Origin of the sequence: Moorena sp. SIO1G6 (assembly GCF_010672795.1) — a bacterium.
Taxonomy (GTDB): domain Bacteria; phylum Cyanobacteriota; class Cyanobacteriia; order Cyanobacteriales; family Coleofasciculaceae; genus Moorena; species Moorena producens.
The window spans coordinates 68,634-91,788 of record NZ_JAAHFZ010000018.1 but is presented as its reverse complement, the minus strand read 5'-3'; the positions used below and the strand labels follow the sequence as shown (position 1 = coordinate 91,788).

Here is a 23,155-nt window from a genome sequence, read left to right as displayed (position 1 = left end):
TTGAATATACTACCTCTGTCAACAACTATGGTCAGAAATAATCAAGAAATATTCAGGACAAATCCGCACTCGGTAACACTAATCAATTACCACTTCGTCTGGTGCCCTAAACGAATAAAAGCAGTATTGACCGGAAAAATAAAGATGAGATTGCAAGAAATAATTTTTGACTTGTGCTCAGAACATAACTGGAGGGTTATAGCCCTAGAAATCATGCCCGATCATGTTGATATGTTTTTGGAGGTCGATCCTACCTTTGCTCCTTCCACGATCATCAAACGAGTGAAAGGGAGGGCTTCTCATTATCTCAGGAAGGAGTTCCCTGAATTGCTGAAATTACCCACCTTATGGTCTCCCAGTTATTTCTGCTCGACTACTGGAAACGCAAATACAGAAACAGTCAAGAAGTACATCCAAAATCAAAGAGGAAAATAACGAGAGCCGGGATAAATCCCGGTACGCTCCGGAGACGAAACCTGATTAATAAGGCAGCCTTAATCATGGAGGCGCGCTTTCCATAGGCGAATTAAATTCGCCATGGGTCGCGCCTCAAAGTTTTAACCTTTTTCCCATAACCGACCAACCATAAAGGCTGCCTTATTCTTGTGGTAACTTCTAACCCCGCCCACCCAATCAATTGGGTGGCTAACTCTCGCTTGTTACATCCTCTGTTTGGGGAACTAGTGATTGCCACCAGGATTTCAGCTGCTTTGGCAACCTTAGTGATGGGACTCTATGCCAAATATCCATTTGCCTACTCCCGATTCCCGATTCCCGATTCCCGATTCCCGATTCCCGATTCCCAATTCTCGATTCCCGATTCTCAATTCTACATTCTACATTCTACATTCCCGATTCCCGATTCCCGATTCCCGATTCCCGATTATTGATCATACAAATCAGGACGGCGTTCTTTAGTCCTCTGAATTTGCTGCTCTTTACGCCAGCGGTCAATTTCCCCATGATTTCCTGATAACAGAACTTCTGGAACCTTCCATCCCCGAAACTCAGCAGGTCTTGTGTACTGAGGATAGTCCAGTAACCCGGCTTCAAAGCTTTCTAATTTAAGGGATTCGGCTTTGCCTACTGTTCCTGGTAGCAACCGGGTGACACCATTAATCATGGCTAGGGCTGGGATTTCTCCACAGGTTAAGACAAAATCCCCCAATGATACCTCTCGGGTGACTAAGTGTAATACCCGCTCATCCACACCTTCGTAGTGTCCACAAATTATCACCAGCTGATCATAACCTGTGGCTAATTCTTTGAACAATTGCTGTTTCATGGGTTCCCCCTGAGGGGTCATTAAGATGACATCACGCTGGGGTAAAATGGGTAAAGACTCTACAGCCGCAAAAATCGGCTCTGGTTTCATCAACATCCCCACCCCACCACCATAAGGCTCATCATCAACTCGCCGATGTTTGTCAGTAGCAAAGTCTCGGGGGTTGATCAGATGCACTTCGGCAATTTGTTTGAGGAGCGCCTTACCAAGTAGCCCTGAAGTCAGGGGAGAGCTGAAGAAATCCGGAAATAGAGTGATAATGTCAAATCGCACAAACAGTTAAGGGAGGGTAGGGGTCTGGAGCTAAAAATCCTGTGGGAAGAGGCTAAGATACATAATCAGTGATTATGCATAAATGGTAAGGCTATAATGCGTGAATATCATTAAATAATCACGAAGTAAACTGAAAAATTGCTATAATGTGGCATTTTAACTAAAAAGCACTACTCAAAAGTATTGAACTCACCTCATGCCCATTACTAATATAATGCAGCAGTTAGAATCTCAATTGCAAAGAATTAGGATGCCTAAGTCCACTCAACCAGCTATTTTGGTAATCGGCGGCGCTGAAGATAAAGTTCATGGAAGAGAGATCCTGCAAACTTTTTTTGGGCGTGCTGGAGGAACTAATGCTCGCCTTGCCATTATCCCTTCAGCCTCCAGAGAACCAACCGTGATTGGCAGTCGCTATCAACGCATCTTTGAAGACATGGGAGCCGAAGAAATTCGGTTGCTAGATATACGCGATCGCTCTGAAGCAGAAAACCAAGACTTACTAGAGTACTTGGAAATCTGTACCGGGGTATTCATGACTGGAGGTGACCAACTACGCTTGTGCGGGCTACTAGCCGATACCCCCTTAATGGAAAAAGTTCGGCAGCGGGTTCATCAGAGCGAGATTACCCTAGCTGGGACAAGTGCTGGGGCTGCAGTTATGGGTCATCACATGATTGCTGGTGGTGGTAGTGGTGAGTCTCCTAATCGTGCTTTGGTGGATATAACCATGGGCTTAGGAATCATTCCAGAGGTCATTGTAGATCAACATTTCTACCATCGCAATCGTATGGCACGCCTGATTAGTGCTATTTCGGAACATCCGGATCGATTGGCAATCGGAATTGATGAAGATACCTGCGCTTTGTTTGAAAAAAATGGTTGGTTAGAAGTGATGGGTAAAGGGACTGTCACAATTATTGATCCCAAGGAAATGTCTTACACGAACCAGCCTAAGATTGGTGCTAACGACCCGATCAGTATCCACAATCTGCGAGTGCATATTCTATCTCATGGCGATCGCTACCACTTTCACAAGCGTTCCTTATTTGCAGGAGAAAGCTAAACCTTCCTTCTGGAAAGCCAGCAATCCTGGACAACAACTGCAATCACCAGCCCACGCTTTTGAGTATGGCTTTACCTGCCCTGTGCCAAGGGATGCAGCGCCTTAATCAGGGGGTTTCCTCATGACTGTAGTTGGGGGAACTCATCTGAGTACCTGCTGGCTGCGATAGTTATGGATAATTTTGAAAAAAATGTTCACACAGAACAGTTTTTTTTCTCTCCAAGGTTGATAATAATAAGATTATCCCAAATCTAATCAGCAGCCTACCGGATCGCCTGATTCCCGGATTGGAGCTAGAGTTTTCAAGCGTGCCAATCGGCTAATAATGTGCCAAAGTAGTGCCAAAGTAGGCGATAAAGGCGGATTTTATTTGATAAATTGCGTCTTTACGCTTCCTTGCACATTCAGCGAGCATCACCACCGAAGTTTCAGTTGATATGAGAATTCTGAGAATCCAGACTTTACGTGGTCCTAATTATTGGAGTATTGGACATCACAAACTGATTGTCATGCGTCTCGATTTAGAGGAATTGGCAAATACCCCCTCCAACGAGATTCCTGGCTTCTATAAGGGACTAAAGACTGTCCTACCCAGTCTGGAAGAGCATTTCTGTTCCCCTGGTGTCCGGGGGGGATTCCTTTCTCGGGTTGCCAGAGGCACCATGATCGGGCACATCATTGAACACGTTGCCCTAGAACTACAAGATCTGGCGGGCATGAGAGTTGGATTTGGTCGCACTAGAGAAACAACGACACCAGGAGTCTACCAGGTCATATTTGAATACATTGATGAGCAGGTGGGTCGTTATTCAGCTAGGGCAGCTGTGCGGCTGTGCCGTAGCATCATTGATAAGCAAACCTATCCCCAAAGTGAATTAGAACAAGACCTGAAAGATTTACAAGAACTGGCTAATCATTCAGCTTTAGGACCAAGCACTCAATCCCTGGTTAAGGAAGCCGAAGCCAGAGATATTCCCTGGATGCAGCTGAGCGCGAGAGCGATGATTCAACTGGGCTACGGTGTCCACCAAAAGCGGATTCAAGCCACATTGAGTAATTATTCAGGGATTTTAGGCGTTGAGTTGGCTTGTGATAAAGAAGGTACCAAACAAATCCTGAGGGATGCTGGTGTACCGGTGCCCCGGGGGACAACAATTCGATTCCTAGATGATTTGGAAGGGGCAATTGAGGATGTAGGTGGCTACCCGATTGTGATTAAACCCCTGAATGGGAATCATGGACGAGGCATTACCCTCGATATTAATAGCTGGGAAGAGGCACAGACTGCCCATAAGACCGCCAAAGAAGTCTCCCGCTCTGTAATTGTGGAGCGCTATTATAAAGGTTTTGACCACCGGATTCTTGTGGTCAATGGCAAGGTAGTAGCAGTAGCAGAGCGCATCCCTGCCCATGTGGTGGGTAATGGTAGGTCTACCATTGAGGAATTGATTGACCAAACTAACCTTGATCCCCATCGGGGTGACGGACACGACAATGTCTTGACGAAAATTGTGGTAGACGCTACCAGTGAGAGTGTCTTGAAGAAGCAAGGCTATAGATTGGAAAGTATACCCAGAAAAGGAGAAGTATGTTACTTGCGGGAAACTGCCAATCTCAGCACTGGGGGTATTGCTGTAGACCACACCGATAACATCCATCCAGAAACTATCTGGCTGGCAGAGCGGGTTGCCAAAATTATTGGTCTGGATATTGCTGGAATTGATATTGTCACTTCCGATATCACTAAGCCTTTACGGGAAGCTGATGGGGTGGTGGTAGAAGTGAATGCTGCCCCTGGCTTTAGGATGCATGTTTGTCCTAGTCAAGGTAAGCCTAGGAATGTGGCAGCACCAGTCCTAGATATGCTCTTCCCAAATGGGCAACCTAACCGTATTCCCATCATCGCGATTACAGGTACCAACGGAAAAACCACGACAACCCGCTTAATTGCCCATATCTATCGCCAAACTGGAAAGGTTGTGGGCTATACCACTACAGATGGAATCTACATTGATGAATATGTTGTGGAAAAAGGTGATACCACTGGACCCCAAAGTGCTCAGGTAATTCTCAAAGACCCTACTGTTGAGGTGGCAGTGCTGGAAACTGCTCGGGGTGGGATCCTGCGTTCTGGCTTGGCCTTTGACAAATGTGATATTGGGGTGGTTTTAAATGTCTCCGCTGACCACTTGGGACTTGGAGACATCAACACCATTGAACAGATGGCCAAGGTCAAGAGTATTGTGGCGGAAGTGGTGAGTCCGAAGGGCTATGCTATCCTCAATGCTGATGACCCCCTAGTCAGAGCAATGGCGGAAAAGGTAAAGGGTCAAGTGGCTTATTTCTCGATGAACTCAGAAAATGAGTTAATCAAAAATCACACCAGTGGTGGTGGTCTGGCTGCGGTTTATGAAAATGGTTATTTGTCCATCATCAAAGGGGATTGGACCCTGCGGATTGACGAGGCAGTAAATGTGCCAGTGACAATTGGGGGACGGGCACCTTTTATGATTGCGAATGCTCTAGCTGCCAGTCTCGCTGCCTTTGCTCAAGGGGTCTCGATTGAGGCCATTAGAGAAGCATTGACCACATTTAGGGCTTCTGTAGACCAGACACCAGGGCGAATGAATTTGTTCAATCTTGGCAGTTACCATGCTCTAGTGGATTATGCCCACAATGCAGCTAGTTACGAGGCATTGGGTAGTTTTGTGCGCAACTGGCCCGGAGAGTGCTTTGGGATTGTGGGTGGTCCTGGGGATCGCCGGAATGAAGACTTTATTGAACTAGGACGACTCTCAGCAAAAATCTTTGACAGGATTATTATCAAAGAAGATGATGACTTACGGGGACGTCCCAGTGGTGATGCAGCTGAGTTAATTTGTAAGGGCATAGGACAGGAAAAAAGCGAGTCCAACTATGAGATTATCCTCAGGGAGACAGAGGCAATTGAGAGGGGTTTGGATAAAGTCGCTGATGGTGGTTTAGTGGTGATTCTGCCAGAAAGTGTAAGTCGTGCGATCAAACTAATTGAGGCTCGTAATCCTTTGCCGGATAATGGCCTTAAGGCAAGCAGTGCTGACAACGAAGATGAGTTGAAGCCATCGGTGGTCAATTAAGCTGCTGTTGGGATTGGTTGAAAGTTGTTCGCGTAGCGTGGCCTTTTGGCCAAGGTTGTTCGCGTAGCGTGGCCTTTTGGCCAAGGTTGTTCGCGTAGCGTGGCCTTTTGGCCAAGGTTGTTCGCGTAGCGTGGCCTTTTGGCCAAGGTTGAAGGTTCAGTGCGATCGCATTGAGGCGCTCAGCTGCAAAAGATTGACTTAAGGTCAGCCCTGGATGGGATTAACCCAAAGCACCTGGGCAAAAAGCGATGTTCCTTTGGAACATCGCTTTTTCTACAGCTATGCGATCGCTAACTTCAAACCTGACAGATCTTTATGTGGGTGGTATGGCGCTACGCGCAAGGCAAGAAGAATCCCCCCTAGCCTTAAGAAGGGGGGCGGGCAAGAGGCAAAGGTACGCTTTCCGTATTAAGAGGCGTTGCTGATTCTGGGTATGATTTTGCCCCCCTAACCCCCCAATTTTGCGATGTGACACCTTCGGGTCGCACTTAAAAGTTGACTACAACAGCTTGTGCTGCTTGTATCAATGTCCTAACTTTAATGCGTAGTCCTATATTTCTTTTCAGCCACTACCCCACATCCCATACCCAGTAAGGCTTTTAAGCCTGTTTGTCACTATCGGCACTAAGAATATTGAAAGTTTCCTGCATAACTTTTGGTGATTAGCCAGATAAGTATATACATACTTCCTGCATCAGCTATCAGCACTCACCATTCATGGAATGTACTAATTGCTTAATGCCTACCACTAGGGTAGTCATGGCAGTTAGCAATCGGTTGATCACAAATACAGAAGTTCTACTTAATTCAAAGGTTAGAGGCAATAGCAATGACTGGGTTACAATCTACTAATTACGGTTTAGACTACGACGAGCAACTTGACTCTGGATTATATTTAGTAGCTCCTCGTGATGAGGATTATTCAGAAGGAAATCTTGGTTATGATACTCTGACCGGATGGCGTAATGATGATGTTTTAGTAAGAGTAGACTCTAATTACTTCAATGCTGGAACAAGAGAATATAAACGGTTAACTATTGAGGATGACTACCAACTTTTTGTTGAGGGTAACAGTTCGGAAACACTTAGCAATGTTTTGCCAGAAGACATAGAGGATGTTGTTGATGTTCAAGTTAATACCTTAGATCTAGCCACAGAGCAAGAGAATGGATTATCAAATTTAGTGCCAGCAGCAGAGTCAACGTCTGAAGAATTAGAATTATTAGGACAAGACGATGGAAACACCACTCTAACCGTAGAGGATCAGCAGATTGGAATACAGCTATCAGCAGGAGCTAATGCAAATCCTTCATTAAATGGAGTTTTCGGTGATGATGACAGAACTAGGGTAACAAATACCACCAGCAATCCTTGGACTAAAGTAGGTTTTGTCACGGCGAAATTTGGGGATGAGTGGTTTGGTTCATCTGGGGTGATGATTGGTCCTCACCATTTTCTCACCTCAGCTCATAGCATCTTCAACAGCACTCGTTCTGACTCTGCTGGAAATGGTGGCTATGCAGACGAAATATACGTCCATCTCGGTCAAGATGGTCAAGAAAAATATTATGGTCAAGTGGGTGTAACCTATTTTCATACGGTGAACGGTTATACAGCAGATAATGATGGTGATGGAATTATTGCTGATGCTGACAGTAATGAAGATGACGGGAATTATGATTGGGCGGTCTTAAGCCTCGATCGCAATATTGGTAATTACACTGGTTGGATGGGATGGCAATGGAATTCGGATCTTAGTTGGTTTAATGACTTAAATGTCAATATAACTGGGTATCCTAAAAACACAATCAACAGTGAGGGAATTGTTGAAACTAATTGGTCAGGTAGTTTGGCAGGAATAGACCATTCTGCGGAAATGTATACAATTTCTGGTACTATTAATTCTGCTGATAACTATCAGATTAAACACCATCTTGATGCTACTGGAGGCAATAGTGGTGGTCCAGTATGGCGTTCTGAAGGTAACTCAGAATATGTTATCGGTCTGACAAGTGGCTATATTCATGATAGCCAAAATACTCCTACCCATAATGAAGCTATTCGCTTACAGAAATACATGACCGATTTGATAGAGGATTGGAAGACAAACGATCCTAATCCAGTAGATAAACCTGATCTTGTGGATTATGATCAATGGTTTGGTACTGACTTTGACTACCTTTCATCTAACTCGATTAAACCAGGAGATAACTTAACTACACGTTTTGTAACTCGTAACAACGGTACAGCAGCATCAGGAAACTTCGACGTCAATTTCTATGCATCTACAGACAATGACGTTACTAACTCCAGCGGTTCCCACTGGTTCCTTGGTAGCGATACAATAAGCTCCTTAGATCCTTTCAATTGGGATTACGCAACATGGAGTGGTTCTTTTCCTAATCTCAACCCTGGGTCCTACTATATCATTGGGTTTATTGACCCTAGCACGTCTATTGATGAGTTTGATGACAGCGCTGCTAGCAATCAAGTGGTATTTGACTCAATACTTCAAGTTCAATCTTTATTTTAGTAAGCATTCAGCTATCAGCTATCAGCTAATGGGTTAGGTCCCAGGGTCGAAGCCTGTGCCACCCTATTTGAGGTGCTTATGCGCTATGGCTACGGTTGATGAGGAAACCTTGAAGTCCCAGGGTCGAAGCCTGTGCCACAAACCTGACCACTGACCACTGACCGCTGACCACTGACCACTGACCGCTGACCGCTGACCACTGACCGCTGACTGCTTACATATCAGCTTTTAAAGGCAACCAATCTTGATTTAATAATTGTTCGAGAGTATAGGGACAGTCTTCGGGAAATTCAATCATCATACCGGTTTTTTCCCTTACATATTTTAAGGCTTTTTTATAAACTTTGGCTTGATTATCTTGTAAATGATTTCGGAGATTTTTAGTTAAATACTCGTCAATTTGGGTTCTAAAACTCATAATTTCCGCTTGCCAATGATTGGCGTTATAGTCATATTGATCTTGCCAATAGTGCAGGAGTAATAAATGTCGGATAATTTGCTCTAAAAAACTTTCAACTGTTAATTGGTCTCGACGGCTCAATCCTTCTAATTCCTGAATTAAATGCTCTATGTCGAGATTTTCTAGTCGTTTTTCTTTTAGGAGTTTCAGGGTTTCTAATAACCATTGCTCATTATCAACATCATACAGAGAATATAGATCACTTGTTTGAGTCATAGCGGTTTTCAAGCTAGTAAGGAGTTTTTGGGTTTTAGGGAACAGGGAACAGGGAACAGGGACTTCGGAGCAGGGAGCAGGGAGGAGGGACTTCGGAGCAGTAAAGTCAAAAGAGGGAAGAAGTAAAAAATTATGTGTACCTCATTAGGATAAAAACCGCTATACTTCCTTTGTTACTAATCTATCCCACTTCTTATTTTGCCCGATCATTATCCACCGTTACATGTTCAGACTTTCTAAATACTCTGCAATAACTGCAACTGCCTTATTGGCATTTCCTTGTTGGCCACCTTCTCGACAGTGAGCAATAACGACAGCAGTTTTGCTAGCCTGGAGAGTAACAGCTCCTATGTCTTTCTTTTTTCCATAAACAACTTTTCCATCCTCCTCCCGCAAAAATTGATACTTTTGCCCCTCAATCCATATACCTCCTGCCATGAATCCCGTGAAATCCTTTGACTTAAAACTATTAGCTATGTTTGTGCTTTCATCAGGATTGAGCTTTAAGGCATGAGCATGAGCATCTGTAGTCCACTTAGCACCACCATCAAGACCTATGATACTAGCTCGATCAATATGAACAGTTCCATTGGCGTCTTTAGATTATCGATGTAGCTATCCCAAGACATTTTATTTAGTTTCCTTTAAAATTTTACCTCTTAGCAAATTATATAATCTTTTCACTTTCCCTCCTGGGAGGAGGAGTTAGGGTTCGGTTGTTCTTATGACTTCCCGATTCCCGATTCCCGATTCCCGATTCCCTAATTCCTGCTCCCGATTCCCGATTCCCGATTCCCGATTCCCTATTCCCGATTCCCGATTCCCGATTCCATTTAAATTTCATACATTTCTAATGGTAATCCATCCGGGTCTTGAAAAAACGTAAATCGTTTACCAGTATGCTCATCAATTCTAATTATTTCTACATCCACGCCCTTGGATTTTAGATAATTCACCGACGCTTCAATATCATCTACTTGAAAGGCTAAATGTCTCAATCCGCAAGCTTCGGGACGACTAACTCGTTCAGGAGGATTAGGAAACGAAAATAACTCAATCCTATCGCCATCACCCACTTGTAAATCCAATTTATAAGACTTTCTAGCAGCTCGGAAGGTTTCTTCAATAATCGCAAACCCTAAAATCTCGACATAAAACTGTTTCGATTTTTCATAATCTGAGCAAATAATCGCTACATGGTGAAATCCTTTAGTATTCATAAAAATAATCGGAAATTAAGTAATAGATAAATAATTTTAAATCAACAAAGCTCATCCCCCATAGTATGGAACCAGATTCAACCAAGTTTTTAGGATTTTGCTAGACTGGCAAATATAAAACCCATCATCAAAAGGATATATATCCTTAGCATAAGGAAATTATCTATGCCACCAACCCTACTTCTATCCAAAGAACTACCTACTCTGGAATACCAATCCACATCCTCAAGCTTTGATGAAAGCTGGAGAGCTCCCCTTTCCACCCTCCTGGGATTAGGACGAGCAGCTGGTGCTGATTTTATTGAGTTTTTCCTAGAAAGGGTCAACTACATCAGCTGTCTTGCGGAAGATGATGCCATTACTAGCATTTCTCCCCGCCTTACCTCTGGTGCTGGTATCCGAGTATTTCGGGGTAAGTCAGATTGCTATGTTAGCACTAATGATTTATCCTTTTCGGGGCTAAAAGCGGCTTTGGAGAAAGCCCTGTCTATTCAAGGGCTGGAATTACCTACCCCTAATGCCTTTATCCCAGAAACTAACCTGGAACTGTTGCGGGATTACGCTACTGCTAAGGGCAAAGACACTTGGCTATCCGGTTGCAGTTCGATGGCAGAAATGGGAGAAGTACTCCTGGATGCCAATGGGGCACTCCAGCGCAAGGCTAGCCATGTCCAATCCCGACGGGCTGTTTATTTCCGGGATTGGCAGGAAGTTCTGGTGGCAGCTAGTGATGGTACCTTTGCCAGAGATATTCGTTTAACTCAGTCTGTCGGATATAACCTACTATGTGCTGATGGCGACCATCGCTCTTCGATTGGCAAGCGTGCTGGTAGTACCGGTAACCCAGAGTTTCTAAGAGCCTGGGATTATAATGGTACTGCCGAGGAAGTTGCTGAATCCGCTGGTAAGATGCTCTATGCGGATTACGTAGAGTCTGGTACTTACCCCATTATCATGGCCAATTCCTTTGGTGGGGTAATTTTCCATGAAGCCTGTGGACACCTGTTGGAAACGACCCAGATTGAGCGGAAAACTACTCCGTTTGCTGACAAAAAAGGCGAGAAGATTGCTAACGAAAGCCTTACCGCTTGGGATGAAGGGTTATCTGACAATGCCTTTGGAACTATTGATATGGATGATGAGGGCATGCCAGCCCAAAGAACTCTGTTGATTGAAAATGGCATACTGAAGAATTTTATCGCCGACCGGGCAGGGTCTCAACTCACTGGACACCCCAGAACAGGTAGTGGACGCCGTCAGAATTATGCCTATGCTGCTGCTTCACGGATGCGCAATACCTACATCGCTCCTGGTGATTACGAGGTAGAGGATTTATTTGGTTCTATCGATAAAGGCATTTACTGCAAGCGGATGGGCGGTGGTAGTGTTGGTGCTACTGGGGAATTTAACTTTGGTGTCGATGAAGCCTATTTGATTGAAAATGGCAAAGTCACTAAACCGCTGAAAGGGGCAATTCTGATTGGGGAAGCTAAGGAAATTATGAATAAAATTTCCATGTGTTCCAAAGACTTAGGATTAGCCGCTGGTTTCTGTGGTTCCATTAGCGGCAGTGTTTATGTCACCGTCGGTCAGCCTCATATCAAGGTAGATTCGATTACCGTTGGTGGACGGTAAGTTACCCCAGCAGCCAGGCTTTGGGACTAGTGTTATCCGATCATCTCCGGTTAAAGACTTATCGTAACCATTCAGCTAATGCGCGTAGCGCATAAGCTGATAGCTGATAGCTGATAGCTGAATGCTTACATCCGAAGTGATTAACCGGATTTGATATCATGCCTCTTTTTTTTGTTAACCCAACATTCACAATCTAAGATAAGATGACCAAGATTAATGAGATAGCTGATTCGGCGAATGCGATCGCAAAACGCCTGGGAATTGAAAAATTCGATATTTATGGCTCTGCAGTGGATGAAGCTGGTGTTCAAGTAGACCAGGGTGAGCCAAAACAGGTTGAGGCATCTAATCGCTCTGGTGTAACTGTACGGGTTTGGAATCAAGACCAGAAAGTAGGCATTACTTCAACTACCGATACAAACCCAACTGGGTTGGAACTAGCCTTAAAAACCGCTTATGAGGCGAGTAGTTTTGGGGTGAAAGAAAACGCCCCAGACTTTAGCCCTGAATCAACAGTATCGATTCCAGAGATTCCCAATAATCAAGTGCCTCAACAGCCAGTATCTAAATTAGTAGAAACCCTACTGGATTCAGAGAAAAAGTTACTGGAAGCTCACTCGGCTATTGCCGGAGTTCCTTACAATGGACTATCTCAACGGGATGTTGAGCGCTTTTATCTCAATAGTGATGGGGCATTGCGCCAGCAAGCTAGTTCCTCTGCTTCCATTTATCTTTATACCAAAACTGAGGAAGAAGGGAAAAAGCCCCGTAGTGCTGGTGCCTATAAGATTAGTAAAGGGTTAGAAACTCTGGATATTCAGACTTGTCTGAAAGAAGCTGCTGAGAAAACCATCAGTCACTTGAACTATGAGAAAGTTAAGTCCGGAAAATATCGGGTAGTGTTCTCTCCCGAAGCTTTCCTAAGTTTACTGAATGCTTTTTCTAATTTATTTAATGCTCAGAATATTCTAGACAAGCAAAGCCTCTCGACTCCAGAGTCTCTAGGTACTCAAATTGCTTCTCCTCTGCTTTCTGTCTGTGATGATGAGCTACATCCAGAGAATGTGGCACCAGTCTATTTTGATGGAGAAGGAACACCTACTCGTCGAGTACCGATAATTACAGAAGGGGTGTTAAGCAGTTTTCTGCACAGTGCTGGCACCGCGAAACGCCTGAATGGTCAACCAACAGGTCATGCCAATATTGGGGCAAAAGTTACAGTTAGTCCTAATTTCTATCATGTTTTTCCTGGTCAATCTGCTGAACAAGAGTACAGTTTAGACCAAGCCGAAAATGTGATTTGGATTGATGAGGTGAATGCGCTTCATGCGGGAGTTAAAGCACTCGAAGGTTCCTTTTCTCTACCCTTTGATGGTTGGATGGTGAATAAGGGAGAATTAACTAGTATTGATTCCGCAACGGTAGCCGGAGATTTTCGGGAACTACTGAAATCGATTATTTATGTGGAAAAAGAGCCTGAGTTGACCTCTGGTGGAGTCTGTCCAAAAATCTGGGTTGATGGTTTGTCCATTACTGGGGATTGAGGGTTTAATGTTAAAAGGTTGTTCGCGTAGCGTGGCCTTTTGGCCAAGGTTTAAGGTTGAAGGTTAAGAGGTTGAAGGTTAAGAGGTTGAAGGTTAAGAGGTTGAAGGTTGAAGGTTGATTGGTAAAAAGTAAAATTTAGTAATATTTTTTAGCATTCAACTATCAGCTGAATGCTAATTTTTTTGATATTAACTACCAGGCTAAACTGATATCCATTTAAATTGGTTATTACCTATTACCTATTACCTATTACCTGTTCCCTGTTCCCTGTTCCCTGTTCCCTACAGCTTACCACTCTACATATAAAATATTATCCATCCACGGCAGCTTGACAACTCGTATGCTCCAAGGAATTCTATCTAGTAAAATATCGTAAGTTTCACGTTCAACCTGTAGCAGCCAACTACCATCACGAATTCTCACAATACCGTTTCTCTGCAAAAAAGCTGTTCTAAATCCTTCTATTGATGTATTTTTCAAAATAGACCAATTTTGAATCACAGCAGATAGCAAGTTTTCACATTCTTCTCCTTCTTGTGCGGTGATTTCTAAATTGGTGTCTATAGGTTCTAATAAATCTATACCGCATAGTATTTTATTAAGAGGTAAACTATGTTCTGGTATTTCTGTTGAGTTATCAACTAAATACTGGAGTAAAAGGGCTGCTCGTTCAGCAGATATGGTATTAATAAAAATCTTATCTTGTACCAATCCTATTTTGACAAAGAAGCGATTCAGAAATGGCCATAGTAAAATTAATCCTGCATTGTAAATGTAGATTTCATCAGAGTCACTAAAAGTATTGACAACATCTGGAAATCTGGTTTGCTCGGACTTGAGTTCTTGTTGGATGTTGAGTTTAAGAGTTTGACAACTTTTCTGTAGTTGTTTGAAGCGTGTAATCAGGTCTGATGACCTTTGGAGTTGGGCAGGATTATTGATTTCATTTAGTAATATTTTTATGTCATTCTTAAGTTGATTAATTTTCTGTTTATGTTGGGGTAATATCTGGCTATTGAAATCAAGGTGTTGCAATTCCCTTAATAGGTGTTCCAGTTGTTCCCTTTCTTTAATAAACTGTGCATCTTGGCTAGGGATTTGGATTCTATCTAAGATTTCTGTAAGTTGACTTTTAAATCCTTTTCCTTGTCTGACTAGATGCTCTATTTTGGCAACAAGATTAGTTAAAAAATCAGGATAGTTAATGTTATTACTGGTGGCAATATGTAATAAATTGTCTTGGACTAACTTGAGTTTATCTACTTTAGTATTACTATCTGAGGAGATACTGAAAAGTATTCCTTGCCATCTCTCCAATCGTAATTTGGCTGCCGGAATATTTCTGGTCTGCTCTAGCTGTGCCAAGACCGGTTTGATGTCTGTATTATAGTCGGCAATAAACTGGACTGAATCCCCAGTAAACAATCCGGCTATTTTGAGGAGTGTTGAATCGGAAAATTGGTAAATCAGGCGCTGCAAATGCTTGGGATTTTTTAGGCAAAGCTTAACAATAGACTTGACCTGATTTGGGGAATTGGTGATCAAGCGATCGCAATAGTCTTGTAGTTCTTGTTTGCTGAAGTTTTCCGGGAGTATACCTGTTTGGATAAAGTCCCTAAAAATTTCTAGTTGTGAAGCTCTTGCTTCTGCTCTAATCAACTGTGTATCTTGGTTAGGGATTTGGATTCTATCTAAGATTTCTGGAAGTCTGCTTTTAAATCCTTTTCCTTGTCTGAGTAGATGCTCTATCTTGGCAACAATATTCCTTACAAACTCAGGATAGTTAATCCGATTACTGCTGGCAATATGTAATAAATTGTCTTGGACTAACTTCAGCTTATCTACTTTAGTATTACTCTCTGAGGAGATACTGAAAAGTATTCCTTGCCATCTCTCCAATCGCAATTTGGCTTCCGGAATATTTTTCGTCTGCTCTAGCTGTGCCAAGACCGGTTTTATGTCTGTATTATAGTCGGCAATAAATGGGACTAAATCCCCAGTAAACAATCCGGCTATTTTGAGGAGTTTTGAATCCGAAAATTGGTAAATCAGGCGCTGCAATTGCTTGGGATTTTTTAAGCTTTGCTTAACAATAGACTTTACCTGATTTGGGGAATTTGTGATCAGGCGATCGCAAGAGTCTTCTAGCTCTTGTTTGCTGAAGTTTTCCGGTAGTATACCTGTTTGGATAAAGTCGCTAAAAATTTTTAGTTGTGAAGCTCTTGCTTCTGCTCTAATCAACTGTGTATCTTGGCTAGGGATTTGGATTCTATCTAAGATTTCTGGAAGTTTACTTTTAAATCCTTTTCCTTGTCTGACTAGATGCTCTATCTTGGCAACAAGATTATTTAAAAACTTAGGATAGTTAATCCGATTACTGCTGGTAATATGTAATAAATTTTCTTCGATTAACTTGAACTTATCTACTTGAGTCTTACTCTCTGAGGAGAGGCTGAACAATAGTCCTTGCCATCTGTGCAATCTCAATTTGGCTGCCGGAATATTTGTCGTCTGCTCTAGCTGTGCCAAGACAGGTTTTATATCTGTATTATAGTCGGCAATAAACTCGACTAAATACCCAGTAAATAATCCGGCTATTTTTAGGAGTGTTGAATCCGAAAATTGGTAAATAAGGCGCTGCAAATGCTTGGGATTTTTTAAGCTTTGCTTAACAATAGACTTTACCTGATTTGGGGAATTGCTGATCAGGCGATCGCAATAGTCTTCTAGTTCTTGTTTGCTGAAGTTTTCAGCCCACCAGGGTAGCATCCCTGTTTGGATAAAGTAGCTTAAAATCTCTAGTTGTAAAGCGCTTTTACTAGCAATCTCTGATCTGCCAATTTGATCAGATAGTCTTTGATAGCGAGTTGCACTTACAGAGGTAACTTTATTTTGTCCTATATTTTCCCCCGTCTCTCCCTCTGTGCTACCAAGCAGTGGTGAAGACTCACCCAACTCAGTCTTAGGTTGTGGCTCTGTTGACAAACTGGAACTTGAGTGGCTAATTTGTTCTGCTAATTGCTGTTGAATTTGTTCTAGTATTTTGTCAATCAATTCCTGTTCTAGATTATTGATATCGATATTTCCTAGGTCTAATTCTAGGGTATTAATTCGATGTATTGTATCTAAATCGCTGAACTGATTAAACAAATTATCAATCAGGGGGAGGACTTTATGGCGATATAGTCTACTTACCTCATTTTGCAGTTCAAAAGCACCTTGTTGTGAACTTAAATTAAGTTCTATAATTTGTTTTTTGATAATATGTCGTTGTTGGTTCACTTCCAAAGTCTTTAACAAATTACTTCAAAATCTGTGCCGATAGTCATATATCCTAAAACATTAAATGGTAGTATTTTAATTCTACCATTTACCAAAAATTCTATCAGGTTATTAGTTGAATTTTTATCCATTTTTGTATTTAGCCAGAGCTGGTAGGCATTTTCAAATTTTATCATTTTAGGTTTGTCTAACCAGTGGCAATAAGGGGTTATATGGGCGGGTATTTCGGCACTGATAATGTTATAAATTAGCTGTTTAAAGTTTTCTTCTTGAAAGCGAGGCAGCCAATCAGGGAATACAAAACTGATTTGGAAAGAGTAAGGATCTATTGTGTTTGAATCTGTGTTTGAATCTGTGTTTGATTTAAATTCTGAAAAATTCTCGTCTGAGTCGGGGTCGTTACTGCTGCGAGGACGAAGTAAAATGTGTTCGACTATATGGAATCCTTCGGTTTCATCCAATTCATTGCAGAGAGCCAAAGTTTTTCGATGGTAAGGAATTCCTAGTAAACTACAAATTCTTTGTTTTAGTCCCGATACGTTTTCTGTATCCCAAACCTGACTGGAATCAGTGTAATTAAAGGCTTTACCCCTCCCAGCGCTAATTTGGGGATAATTTTGTAAGAAACTAATTTTATCATCAATCAGTTCTTCTTCCAGGATTGAATCATATAAAAGTAAGGAATAATCTGTGAACTTTTCACAAAACTGTGCCATTAAATGATCCAGAAAACGGTTTCTTCTTGCTAAATCAGTTTCATTCCATTTATCTGTTGGTGAATTGGACTCTGGATTTAGGACTTCTGCCGCACCTGGGAGGTTAGAAAGATCCTGGGAAAAGTAGGTTGTCTTGTTCTTAGTTTGAAAAGAGAATAAATCTTTAGCATGGTCTAATTGAGCAAAATAGTCAGCTAAAAGTTGATCAAAAAACATTAAATAAGCTTGCAGTTGTTTGGCTTGAGCCTTGCGTTTGGGAGATGCGGAAGCTGGTAAACCTATTTCTCCAATACCGTAAGTAGCAGGAAAATCGTTTTGGATTGATTCATAGTCAGATAATTCCCGGTATTGTCCCACTGGGATGGGGATATCTTTTGTTTGTTTTATTGATGGTGTTTTGGTGTTTTGCTGTTGTAAGGATTCCAGATGACTTTTAGCTTTAGCCAGGTTCAGATTGCACGAAATTTGTCCTTTATAAAAGGTAATGTTACTTGTCAAGCCATCTATATCTTTGAGTTGGGGTGTTAGATTAGGCTCTAATGCTAACGCCCATTCTTCTGATTCTGATGACTTGTCGCTTGAAATAGTAATGCTTCTAACAGTTTTTATCCCTGGAATATCTAAAATAATCCGAATTAGGTCAGAGGTGTGCAGTTGGTCTTTCTTGATAAAACTATCAAGTTGTTCGTTGTCAATGAAGCCATGTTCCAGGGGAACACCATCAAAGATTGCTTCAGGAGTTTTGCCTTGATCCAGTAGTTCTTTGACAGTGAAAAATTCTAGGTGAGGAGAAATAAAGTTATCTAAGCCCAAATATATCTGTGCCATTAATTCATTCACATCAAATCCTTCTTCAATCTCGATATCGGCTTTGATGGTGATTTCTTCAATGGGTAAGATTTCGACTGAAGCAAAATCTTCACACAGATTCCGATGCTGATTAAGTTTAGATTTTACTTTTTCTATGAGACTCGCTTCGTCAGAGACATTTTTGTCTTTTTCGATTAGTACCCGATAAAGTCCATTTAAGTTTACTTGCTGAGTGCGTTTAGAAGCTTCAAAAGTTAAGGTATGAAGAAGCGAATCGTAATAAATTGGTGGTTCTGAATTCTTAATTGGTTTAACCCATGCATTTTTCACACCATCAATGTCGATTAGAAGTTTGCGATAATCATTAATTGTGAGGGGATTAACGGTGAGGATTTCTCTGGCGGTGAAAAACTGCTTGTTGTTTATTTCTACATCTCCAGGAGCAGGTGCAAGCAAGTCTTTCATCTCGAAGTCAAGGCGGTAGCTCAAGTCCGTGATGGCATAGCAGAGTTGTTCTAATATAGTAATACCAGGATCGTGGGTATTGTAGTCTGTCCAAAGTTTCCCCCCTAGGCGTTCGATGTGCTTGATTCCTTCTTGTCGCAATAAGGCGAAATTCATGCCAGGATGTGCTGGGGGGGCGTTGGAGATGGTAAGGTTTTCAGTCATGGTGATTGGGGAAAGATAGTTTATGCTTGTTTACTTCTACAAGATTTCTCTTAATTCTCAATTCCTTCCGTTTCTAAAACCTCCACGTTTTCGGTTTCAGATGCAGGACCATTGTTTTTAGTTAACTCTTCTTCTAATACCTGAATTCCTCCTTGGATGCGGAGTAAGGTTTCACGGACATTTGCTTGTTTGGCTTCTAAATCTGCGAGTACTTTTTGTCCTGATTCAAATTCTGCTTTGAGTTGGGTTAGGCGTTTTTGTAGTTGTTCTTTCATGTTTATTGTTGACGAAGATGGGTTACAATACAGCAGTTGTCAATTGGGTGAAGTACAAATTATTGGGTTTTAGGGAGTAGGGAGTAGGGAGTAGGGAAGAAAGAAGAGGGAAGTCGGAAGTGGAAAAAAATCCTGTCTACCTCGTTACTATTAAAACCGCTATAGTATATTATATAGCGTTTATCATAGCTATGAGGTACAGTCTTCTTTGAGGTTGATTCCCTATCTTGATGCAGCGCATCCCTCTTCTGTATTACCTCTTCTGTCTTCCCTGTTCCCTGTTCTCTGTTGCCTAAAATCCATAAATTGTATACCTCATAGCTATGATAATTGCTATAGCTCAGATAGTTTTTGATATTAACTTTTCTACTGTCACTTGAATATCAGGAAAGACAACAAGGGAGAGACTTCCTTGGCTATAGGTTTGTTTGATTTGATAACTATCCCCTGATGGTTGCTGAAACACGATCAGTTGTTGAGCTTTCAAATCTACAACCCAATATTCTAAAATGCCAGCCTGAGCATAGGCGATTCGCTTCTGTTCTAAGTCTTTTTCTAAGGTAGTGTCAGATATTTCTATTAATAAGTAAATTTCCTCGGCAGAAGGGTGACGATGGTCATACAAGGAAACTGGCAATTTAACAACAGCAATATCTGGTTCGGGTTCAGAATCAGGAAGGGTAACTGGATGTGCTTCGTAGATTTTGGCGCGTCCCCGAAGCTTTTCCCGTAAATAGTCTGCCATAGAATCGTTGATTTTCCGATGCAATGGTCCCTCTGGTGACATTTCAATAATTTTTCCCTCTAGTAATTCCACATGACGCTCACTGAGGATACCTGCTGCAATCATGTGATGATAGTCTTCAATTGACCATTTAGCTAAGGTAATCATTTTTATACACTAATTAAAGATGGCTCTTTTGGAATTTGTAGATGGTGCGTTACGCTACCGCTAACGCACCCTACAAGATCGGCGATCGCACTTTCTAGACATTGTATGCATTTATGTCTTTATTTTAATCCTCGGAGAGTGACACCAGAGGGATTAGAGCGGGTTTGGTTGTCAAATGACTAATGATTTCTTAAACACCTATTATTGGTAAGTAAAATGCCATGACCACAAGTGTTCGTCCGCCACCGAAGCCATCTAGGCATGATGGGTTGCTATTCCACCTTGCAACATTGTCGCCAACTTTCTTCCACTGGAGCTTAACGGTATGCTGACCTGTCTCAAGCGGCAAGACGAGATTGCCATTCAAATTCACATTAGGATGATTAGGGCTATGGGCTTGAAAGTGCGAACCAGATTGGGGACAGCCATTACCGTCCACGACTAGCCTTGTTGCAATGAGATTACGACCTTTACAATTCCCATTTGGTTGGACATTAATGGAATAGGTACAAAAAATTATTGCTTTTCTATCTAGCTTGAAAGGAACTGATGTATCGGAAACATCTTCCCACCCCGCGCATGTGATAGAAACATCAGTATTTGGTTGGGCTGCCCATATTCCAGCCAAAACCCCGCCACCTTTAATTTTTCCTAACACATCCAGCTTTGCCTCTGGACTATCCGTACCAATCCCCACATTGCCCTTTCCAGGCATTAAGGCAATATGATCGTCACAATGATTAGATGTTCCAATCTCCAGTGTCCTTGCCTCTGGTTCGCATCCTCGACGGTAATATCTGATCCAGGCAGCATCACCACAACTTAGTTGTATCGCTCCAGTTACAGTTAGGTTTTTTACTGAAAGCTCCTGACTCTGAGAACCAGAAAAACGTGTTTTTGTGTCTACATAGGTTTTAATTGCTTTCTCCGTTGGTATTGCACAATCGCTATTACCTTCGAGAGTACCATCACAAGAAAATTCATTCACCGCTACTCCCTGTAGTAGCTTGAGATTGCCGTTCACTTCTAGTTTTGCCCCTGGATTCGTCGTCCCAATCCCCACATTACCATCTTTGGTGAGGTTGAATACATCACACGCTTCTGCTGTAGAAAAGCTCAATCGCCCACCAGGTTTATTGGCAATTTCTACCCGATTATTCAATCCTTCGTTGGTGAAAAGTTCTAAGACGGCTAGGTTAGTGCAAGATTGAAATAAGCCTACTGCATCTGATCCTAGGACATGAAACTTGTGACTTGGATTGCTCGTCCCAATCCCCACATTGCCCTTTCCAGGCATTAAAACAATATGATCGTCACAATGATTAGATGTTCCAATCTCCAGTGTCCTTGCCTCTGGTTCACCTCCTCGACGGTAATATCTGATCCAGGCAGCATCACCACCACCAACCACATCTTTAGGGAAGATAATACCGTTATTTTCGCAATTACCAGTACTTAGTTGTATCGCTTCATTTACAGTTAGGTTTTTTGCTGAAAAATTCTGACTCACAGAACCATGGAGAAGCGCTTTAGTATCGGCATAAGTTTTAATGGCTTTCTCCGTTGGTATTGCACAATCGCTATTATCTTCGAGAGTACAATCACAAGAAAATTCATTCACCGCTACTCCCTGTTGTAGCTTGAGATTGCCCTTCACTTCTAGTTTTGCCCCTGGATCTATCGTCCCAATCCCCACATGGCAATCTTTGATAACCATCTGTACTATTCCATCAGTACCAGGGTTCAGTTCATTGTTATCATGAGTACCACCTTTGTACCAAGCAAAATTATTGTCAGTTCGGAAATATTGAGTGCCATCCTGTATCCCTATCCCGTAATTATTATTACACATGTTAATTATCTGTCTTGTCGGTGTATTAAAGCTAAGACTTCCTGAGACAGATAATTCATTTGTGGTTGTACAGCCATCTACCCGTAGGTTTTTATCCCCTGGATCGGAATCACCACCAACGTGCAAACCGCCATTTATAGAGAGTTTAGCCCTTGGATTTGTCGTCCCAATCCCCACATTGCCCTTTCCAGGCATTAAGGCAATATGATCGTCACAATCATTAGATGTTCCAATCTCCAGTGTCGTATTTTCTCCTGAATTTCCACAACGGTAATACCTGATCCAGGCAGCATCTTTACTACCATAACCCGGTTCTTTAGTAAAGAAAATACCGTTGTTTTTTTTATTACCCGCACTTGGTTTTATTACTCCATTTACAGTTAAGTTGTTTGCTGAAAAATCCTCACTCGGAGAACCATTGAGAAGTGCTTTAGTATCGGCATAGGTTTTAATTGCTTTCTCCGTTGGTATGGCCAGATCACTACAACCTTCGAGAGTACCATCACAAGAAAATGCATTCACCGCTACTCCGTACTCTAGCTTTAAGTTTCCGTTAACTTCTAGTTTGGCATCTGGACAGGTCGTCCCAATACCCACATTGCCTGATTCACTTACAATGGTTAAATGTTTTACTTTTGAAACGCATTCGCTATAGCTTTCTATATATAATTTTTTTTCTGAACTGCCAATGTACTTAAGGTGAAAACCCCCGTTTGCTGCGGTCGATTCTCCCAATTGAATGGTTGCATTATCTTGACCCCAAATCTTCAGTACAGGTTCATCTCCTTTAATTTCCAGCTTTGCATCTGGACTATCCGTTCCAATCCCCACATTGCCATCTTTCTTAATAAAGAAAGGAGTAGTCTTCTTTGATTCATCATCAATCCGTAAAGCATCTTCATTACCCGTCTGGCGAATATGGAGTTTCGCCGTCGGCTTATCGATACTCAGTCCCACATTCCCATTACTACTGTTAATAAAAAGCTTGCTCTTGCTAACTTCACCAGAAGCATAATGAGATATATTTAAACCTGGCTTATCTCCTGATTTTTGATTAATACTCCAAGTGTTCTTGTCACCCGCATCATAAAAATCCAACAGTTTCTCATCCGTACCTTGGGCGGTAATCTTGAGGGGGGCGGTAATCTTGAGGGGAGTATCTGCCCCAGCCGGGTTTTCTATGCCATCATCTTTTATATTGAGGGTGGAATCAATAAAGTCGGCAAAATCCTGTTGAGAAGGCTTTTTACCTGTCTCGAATAATTGTTTGAGTTGACTTCTCTTCTTTTGAACCATGATATTTAACTCCT

Annotated in this window: 19 protein-coding genes; 9 read left to right on the top strand and 10 right to left on the bottom strand. The window is 42.0% G+C overall.

What is annotated here, in order from left to right:
• Positions 1 to 27 precede the first annotated feature (27 nt).
• Complete coding sequence (gene tnpA, locus F6K63_RS18715) at positions 28 to 435, top strand: IS200/IS605 family transposase (protein ID WP_287312874.1); 408 nt, start codon at positions 28 to 30, stop codon at positions 433 to 435.
• 170 nt (positions 436 to 605) lie between these two features.
• On the top strand, positions 606 to 890 hold the full coding sequence (locus tag F6K63_RS18710) for a hypothetical protein (RefSeq protein ID WP_165691814.1): 285 nt from the start codon (positions 606 to 608) through the stop codon (positions 888 to 890).
• Here the strand turns inward: F6K63_RS18710 and trmD are convergent.
• Positions 884 to 1,558, bottom strand: coding sequence for a tRNA (guanosine(37)-N1)-methyltransferase TrmD (gene trmD / locus F6K63_RS18705; RefSeq protein ID WP_009149558.1), 675 nt, complete (start codon positions 1,556 to 1,558; stop codon positions 884 to 886). The two genes, F6K63_RS18710 and trmD, sit on opposite strands and share 7 nt — an antisense overlap.
• A 214-nt stretch (positions 1,559 to 1,772) precedes the next feature.
• Between trmD and F6K63_RS18700 the strand changes: the two genes are divergently transcribed.
• Both F6K63_RS18700 and cphA read left to right on the top strand, forming a co-directional pair.
• On the top strand, positions 1,773 to 2,624 hold the full coding sequence (locus F6K63_RS18700) for a cyanophycinase (protein WP_044494486.1): 852 nt from the start codon (positions 1,773 to 1,775) through the stop codon (positions 2,622 to 2,624).
• Between the two features lie 437 nt (positions 2,625 to 3,061).
• On the top strand, positions 3,062 to 5,740 hold the full coding sequence (cphA, locus tag F6K63_RS18695) for a cyanophycin synthetase (RefSeq protein ID WP_009149562.1): 2,679 nt from the start codon (positions 3,062 to 3,064) through the stop codon (positions 5,738 to 5,740).
• Here the strand turns inward: cphA and F6K63_RS18690 are convergent.
• Positions 5,737 to 5,886, bottom strand: coding sequence for a hypothetical protein (locus F6K63_RS18690; RefSeq protein WP_287250680.1), 150 nt, complete (start codon positions 5,884 to 5,886; stop codon positions 5,737 to 5,739). The two genes, cphA and F6K63_RS18690, sit on opposite strands and share 4 nt — an antisense overlap.
• A 68-nt stretch (positions 5,887 to 5,954) precedes the next feature.
• On the opposite strand from F6K63_RS18690, the gene F6K63_RS18685 reads away from it, so the two are divergent.
• Both F6K63_RS18685 and F6K63_RS18680 read left to right on the top strand, forming a co-directional pair.
• A complete protein-coding gene (locus F6K63_RS18685; protein ID WP_287312873.1) occupies positions 5,955 to 6,152 on the top strand; it encodes a hypothetical protein in 198 nt (65 codons plus the stop codon).
• 417 nt (positions 6,153 to 6,569) lie between these two features.
• Positions 6,570 to 8,273 carry a trypsin-like peptidase domain-containing protein gene (locus F6K63_RS18680; RefSeq protein WP_287312872.1) on the top strand — a complete coding sequence of 568 codons (1,704 nt, stop codon included), beginning with the start codon at positions 6,570 to 6,572 and terminating at the stop codon, positions 8,271 to 8,273.
• Positions 8,274 to 8,487: 214 nt separating this feature from the next.
• Here F6K63_RS18680 and F6K63_RS18675 read toward each other — a convergent pair whose 3' ends face one another.
• Entirely contained in the window at positions 8,488 to 8,949 is a 462-nt protein-coding gene (locus F6K63_RS18675) for a DUF29 domain-containing protein (RefSeq protein ID WP_287250675.1), read from the bottom strand.
• Between the two features lie 219 nt (positions 8,950 to 9,168).
• A complete protein-coding gene (locus tag F6K63_RS18670) occupies positions 9,169 to 9,507 on the bottom strand; it encodes a profilin (RefSeq protein WP_287312905.1) in 339 nt (112 codons plus the stop codon).
• A gap of 166 nt (positions 9,508 to 9,673) precedes the next feature.
• On the opposite strand from F6K63_RS18670, the gene F6K63_RS18665 reads away from it, so the two are divergent.
• The gene (locus F6K63_RS18665) at positions 9,674 to 9,835 is read left to right on the top strand and encodes a hypothetical protein (RefSeq protein ID WP_287312871.1); all 162 of its coding nucleotides are present in this window, start codon (positions 9,674 to 9,676) and stop codon (positions 9,833 to 9,835) included.
• Here the strand turns inward: F6K63_RS18665 and gloA2 are convergent.
• A complete protein-coding gene (gene gloA2, locus F6K63_RS18660) occupies positions 9,783 to 10,169 on the bottom strand; it encodes an SMU1112c/YaeR family gloxylase I-like metalloprotein (protein WP_071102551.1) in 387 nt (128 codons plus the stop codon). The genes F6K63_RS18665 and gloA2 overlap by 53 nt on opposite strands.
• 165 nt (positions 10,170 to 10,334) lie before the next feature.
• Between gloA2 and F6K63_RS18655 the strand changes: the two genes are divergently transcribed.
• Both F6K63_RS18655 and F6K63_RS18650 read left to right on the top strand, forming a co-directional pair.
• Positions 10,335 to 11,804: a TldD/PmbA family protein gene (locus tag F6K63_RS18655; RefSeq protein ID WP_287312870.1), complete on the top strand. Its 1,470-nt coding sequence runs from the start codon at positions 10,335 to 10,337 to the stop codon at positions 11,802 to 11,804.
• A 203-nt stretch (positions 11,805 to 12,007) separates the two neighbouring features.
• Positions 12,008 to 13,348: a TldD/PmbA family protein gene (locus F6K63_RS18650; protein WP_071102553.1), complete on the top strand. Its 1,341-nt coding sequence runs from the start codon at positions 12,008 to 12,010 to the stop codon at positions 13,346 to 13,348.
• Positions 13,349 to 13,637: 289 nt separating this feature from the next.
• Here the strand turns inward: F6K63_RS18650 and F6K63_RS18645 are convergent, their stop codons facing one another.
• The 5 genes from F6K63_RS18645 to F6K63_RS18625 form a co-directional block, all read right to left on the bottom strand.
• Entirely contained in the window at positions 13,638 to 16,631 is a 2,994-nt protein-coding gene (locus F6K63_RS18645) for a contractile injection system tape measure protein (protein WP_287312904.1), read from the bottom strand.
• Between the two features lie 11 nt (positions 16,632 to 16,642).
• A complete protein-coding gene (locus F6K63_RS18640) occupies positions 16,643 to 18,826 on the bottom strand; it encodes a baseplate wedge protein (protein ID WP_071102555.1) in 2,184 nt (727 codons plus the stop codon).
• 50 nt (positions 18,827 to 18,876) lie between these two features.
• Complete coding sequence (locus F6K63_RS18635; protein ID WP_287312869.1) at positions 18,877 to 19,101, bottom strand: hypothetical protein; 225 nt, start codon at positions 19,099 to 19,101, stop codon at positions 18,877 to 18,879.
• 340 nt (positions 19,102 to 19,441) lie between these two features.
• Entirely contained in the window at positions 19,442 to 19,993 is a 552-nt protein-coding gene (locus tag F6K63_RS18630; RefSeq protein WP_071102556.1) for a Uma2 family endonuclease, read from the bottom strand.
• 190 nt (positions 19,994 to 20,183) lie between these two features.
• Positions 20,184 to 23,141 carry a hypothetical protein gene (locus F6K63_RS18625; RefSeq protein WP_287312868.1) on the bottom strand — a complete coding sequence of 986 codons (2,958 nt, stop codon included), beginning with the start codon at positions 23,139 to 23,141 and terminating at the stop codon, positions 20,184 to 20,186.
• Positions 23,142 to 23,155: the final 14 nt, after the last annotated feature.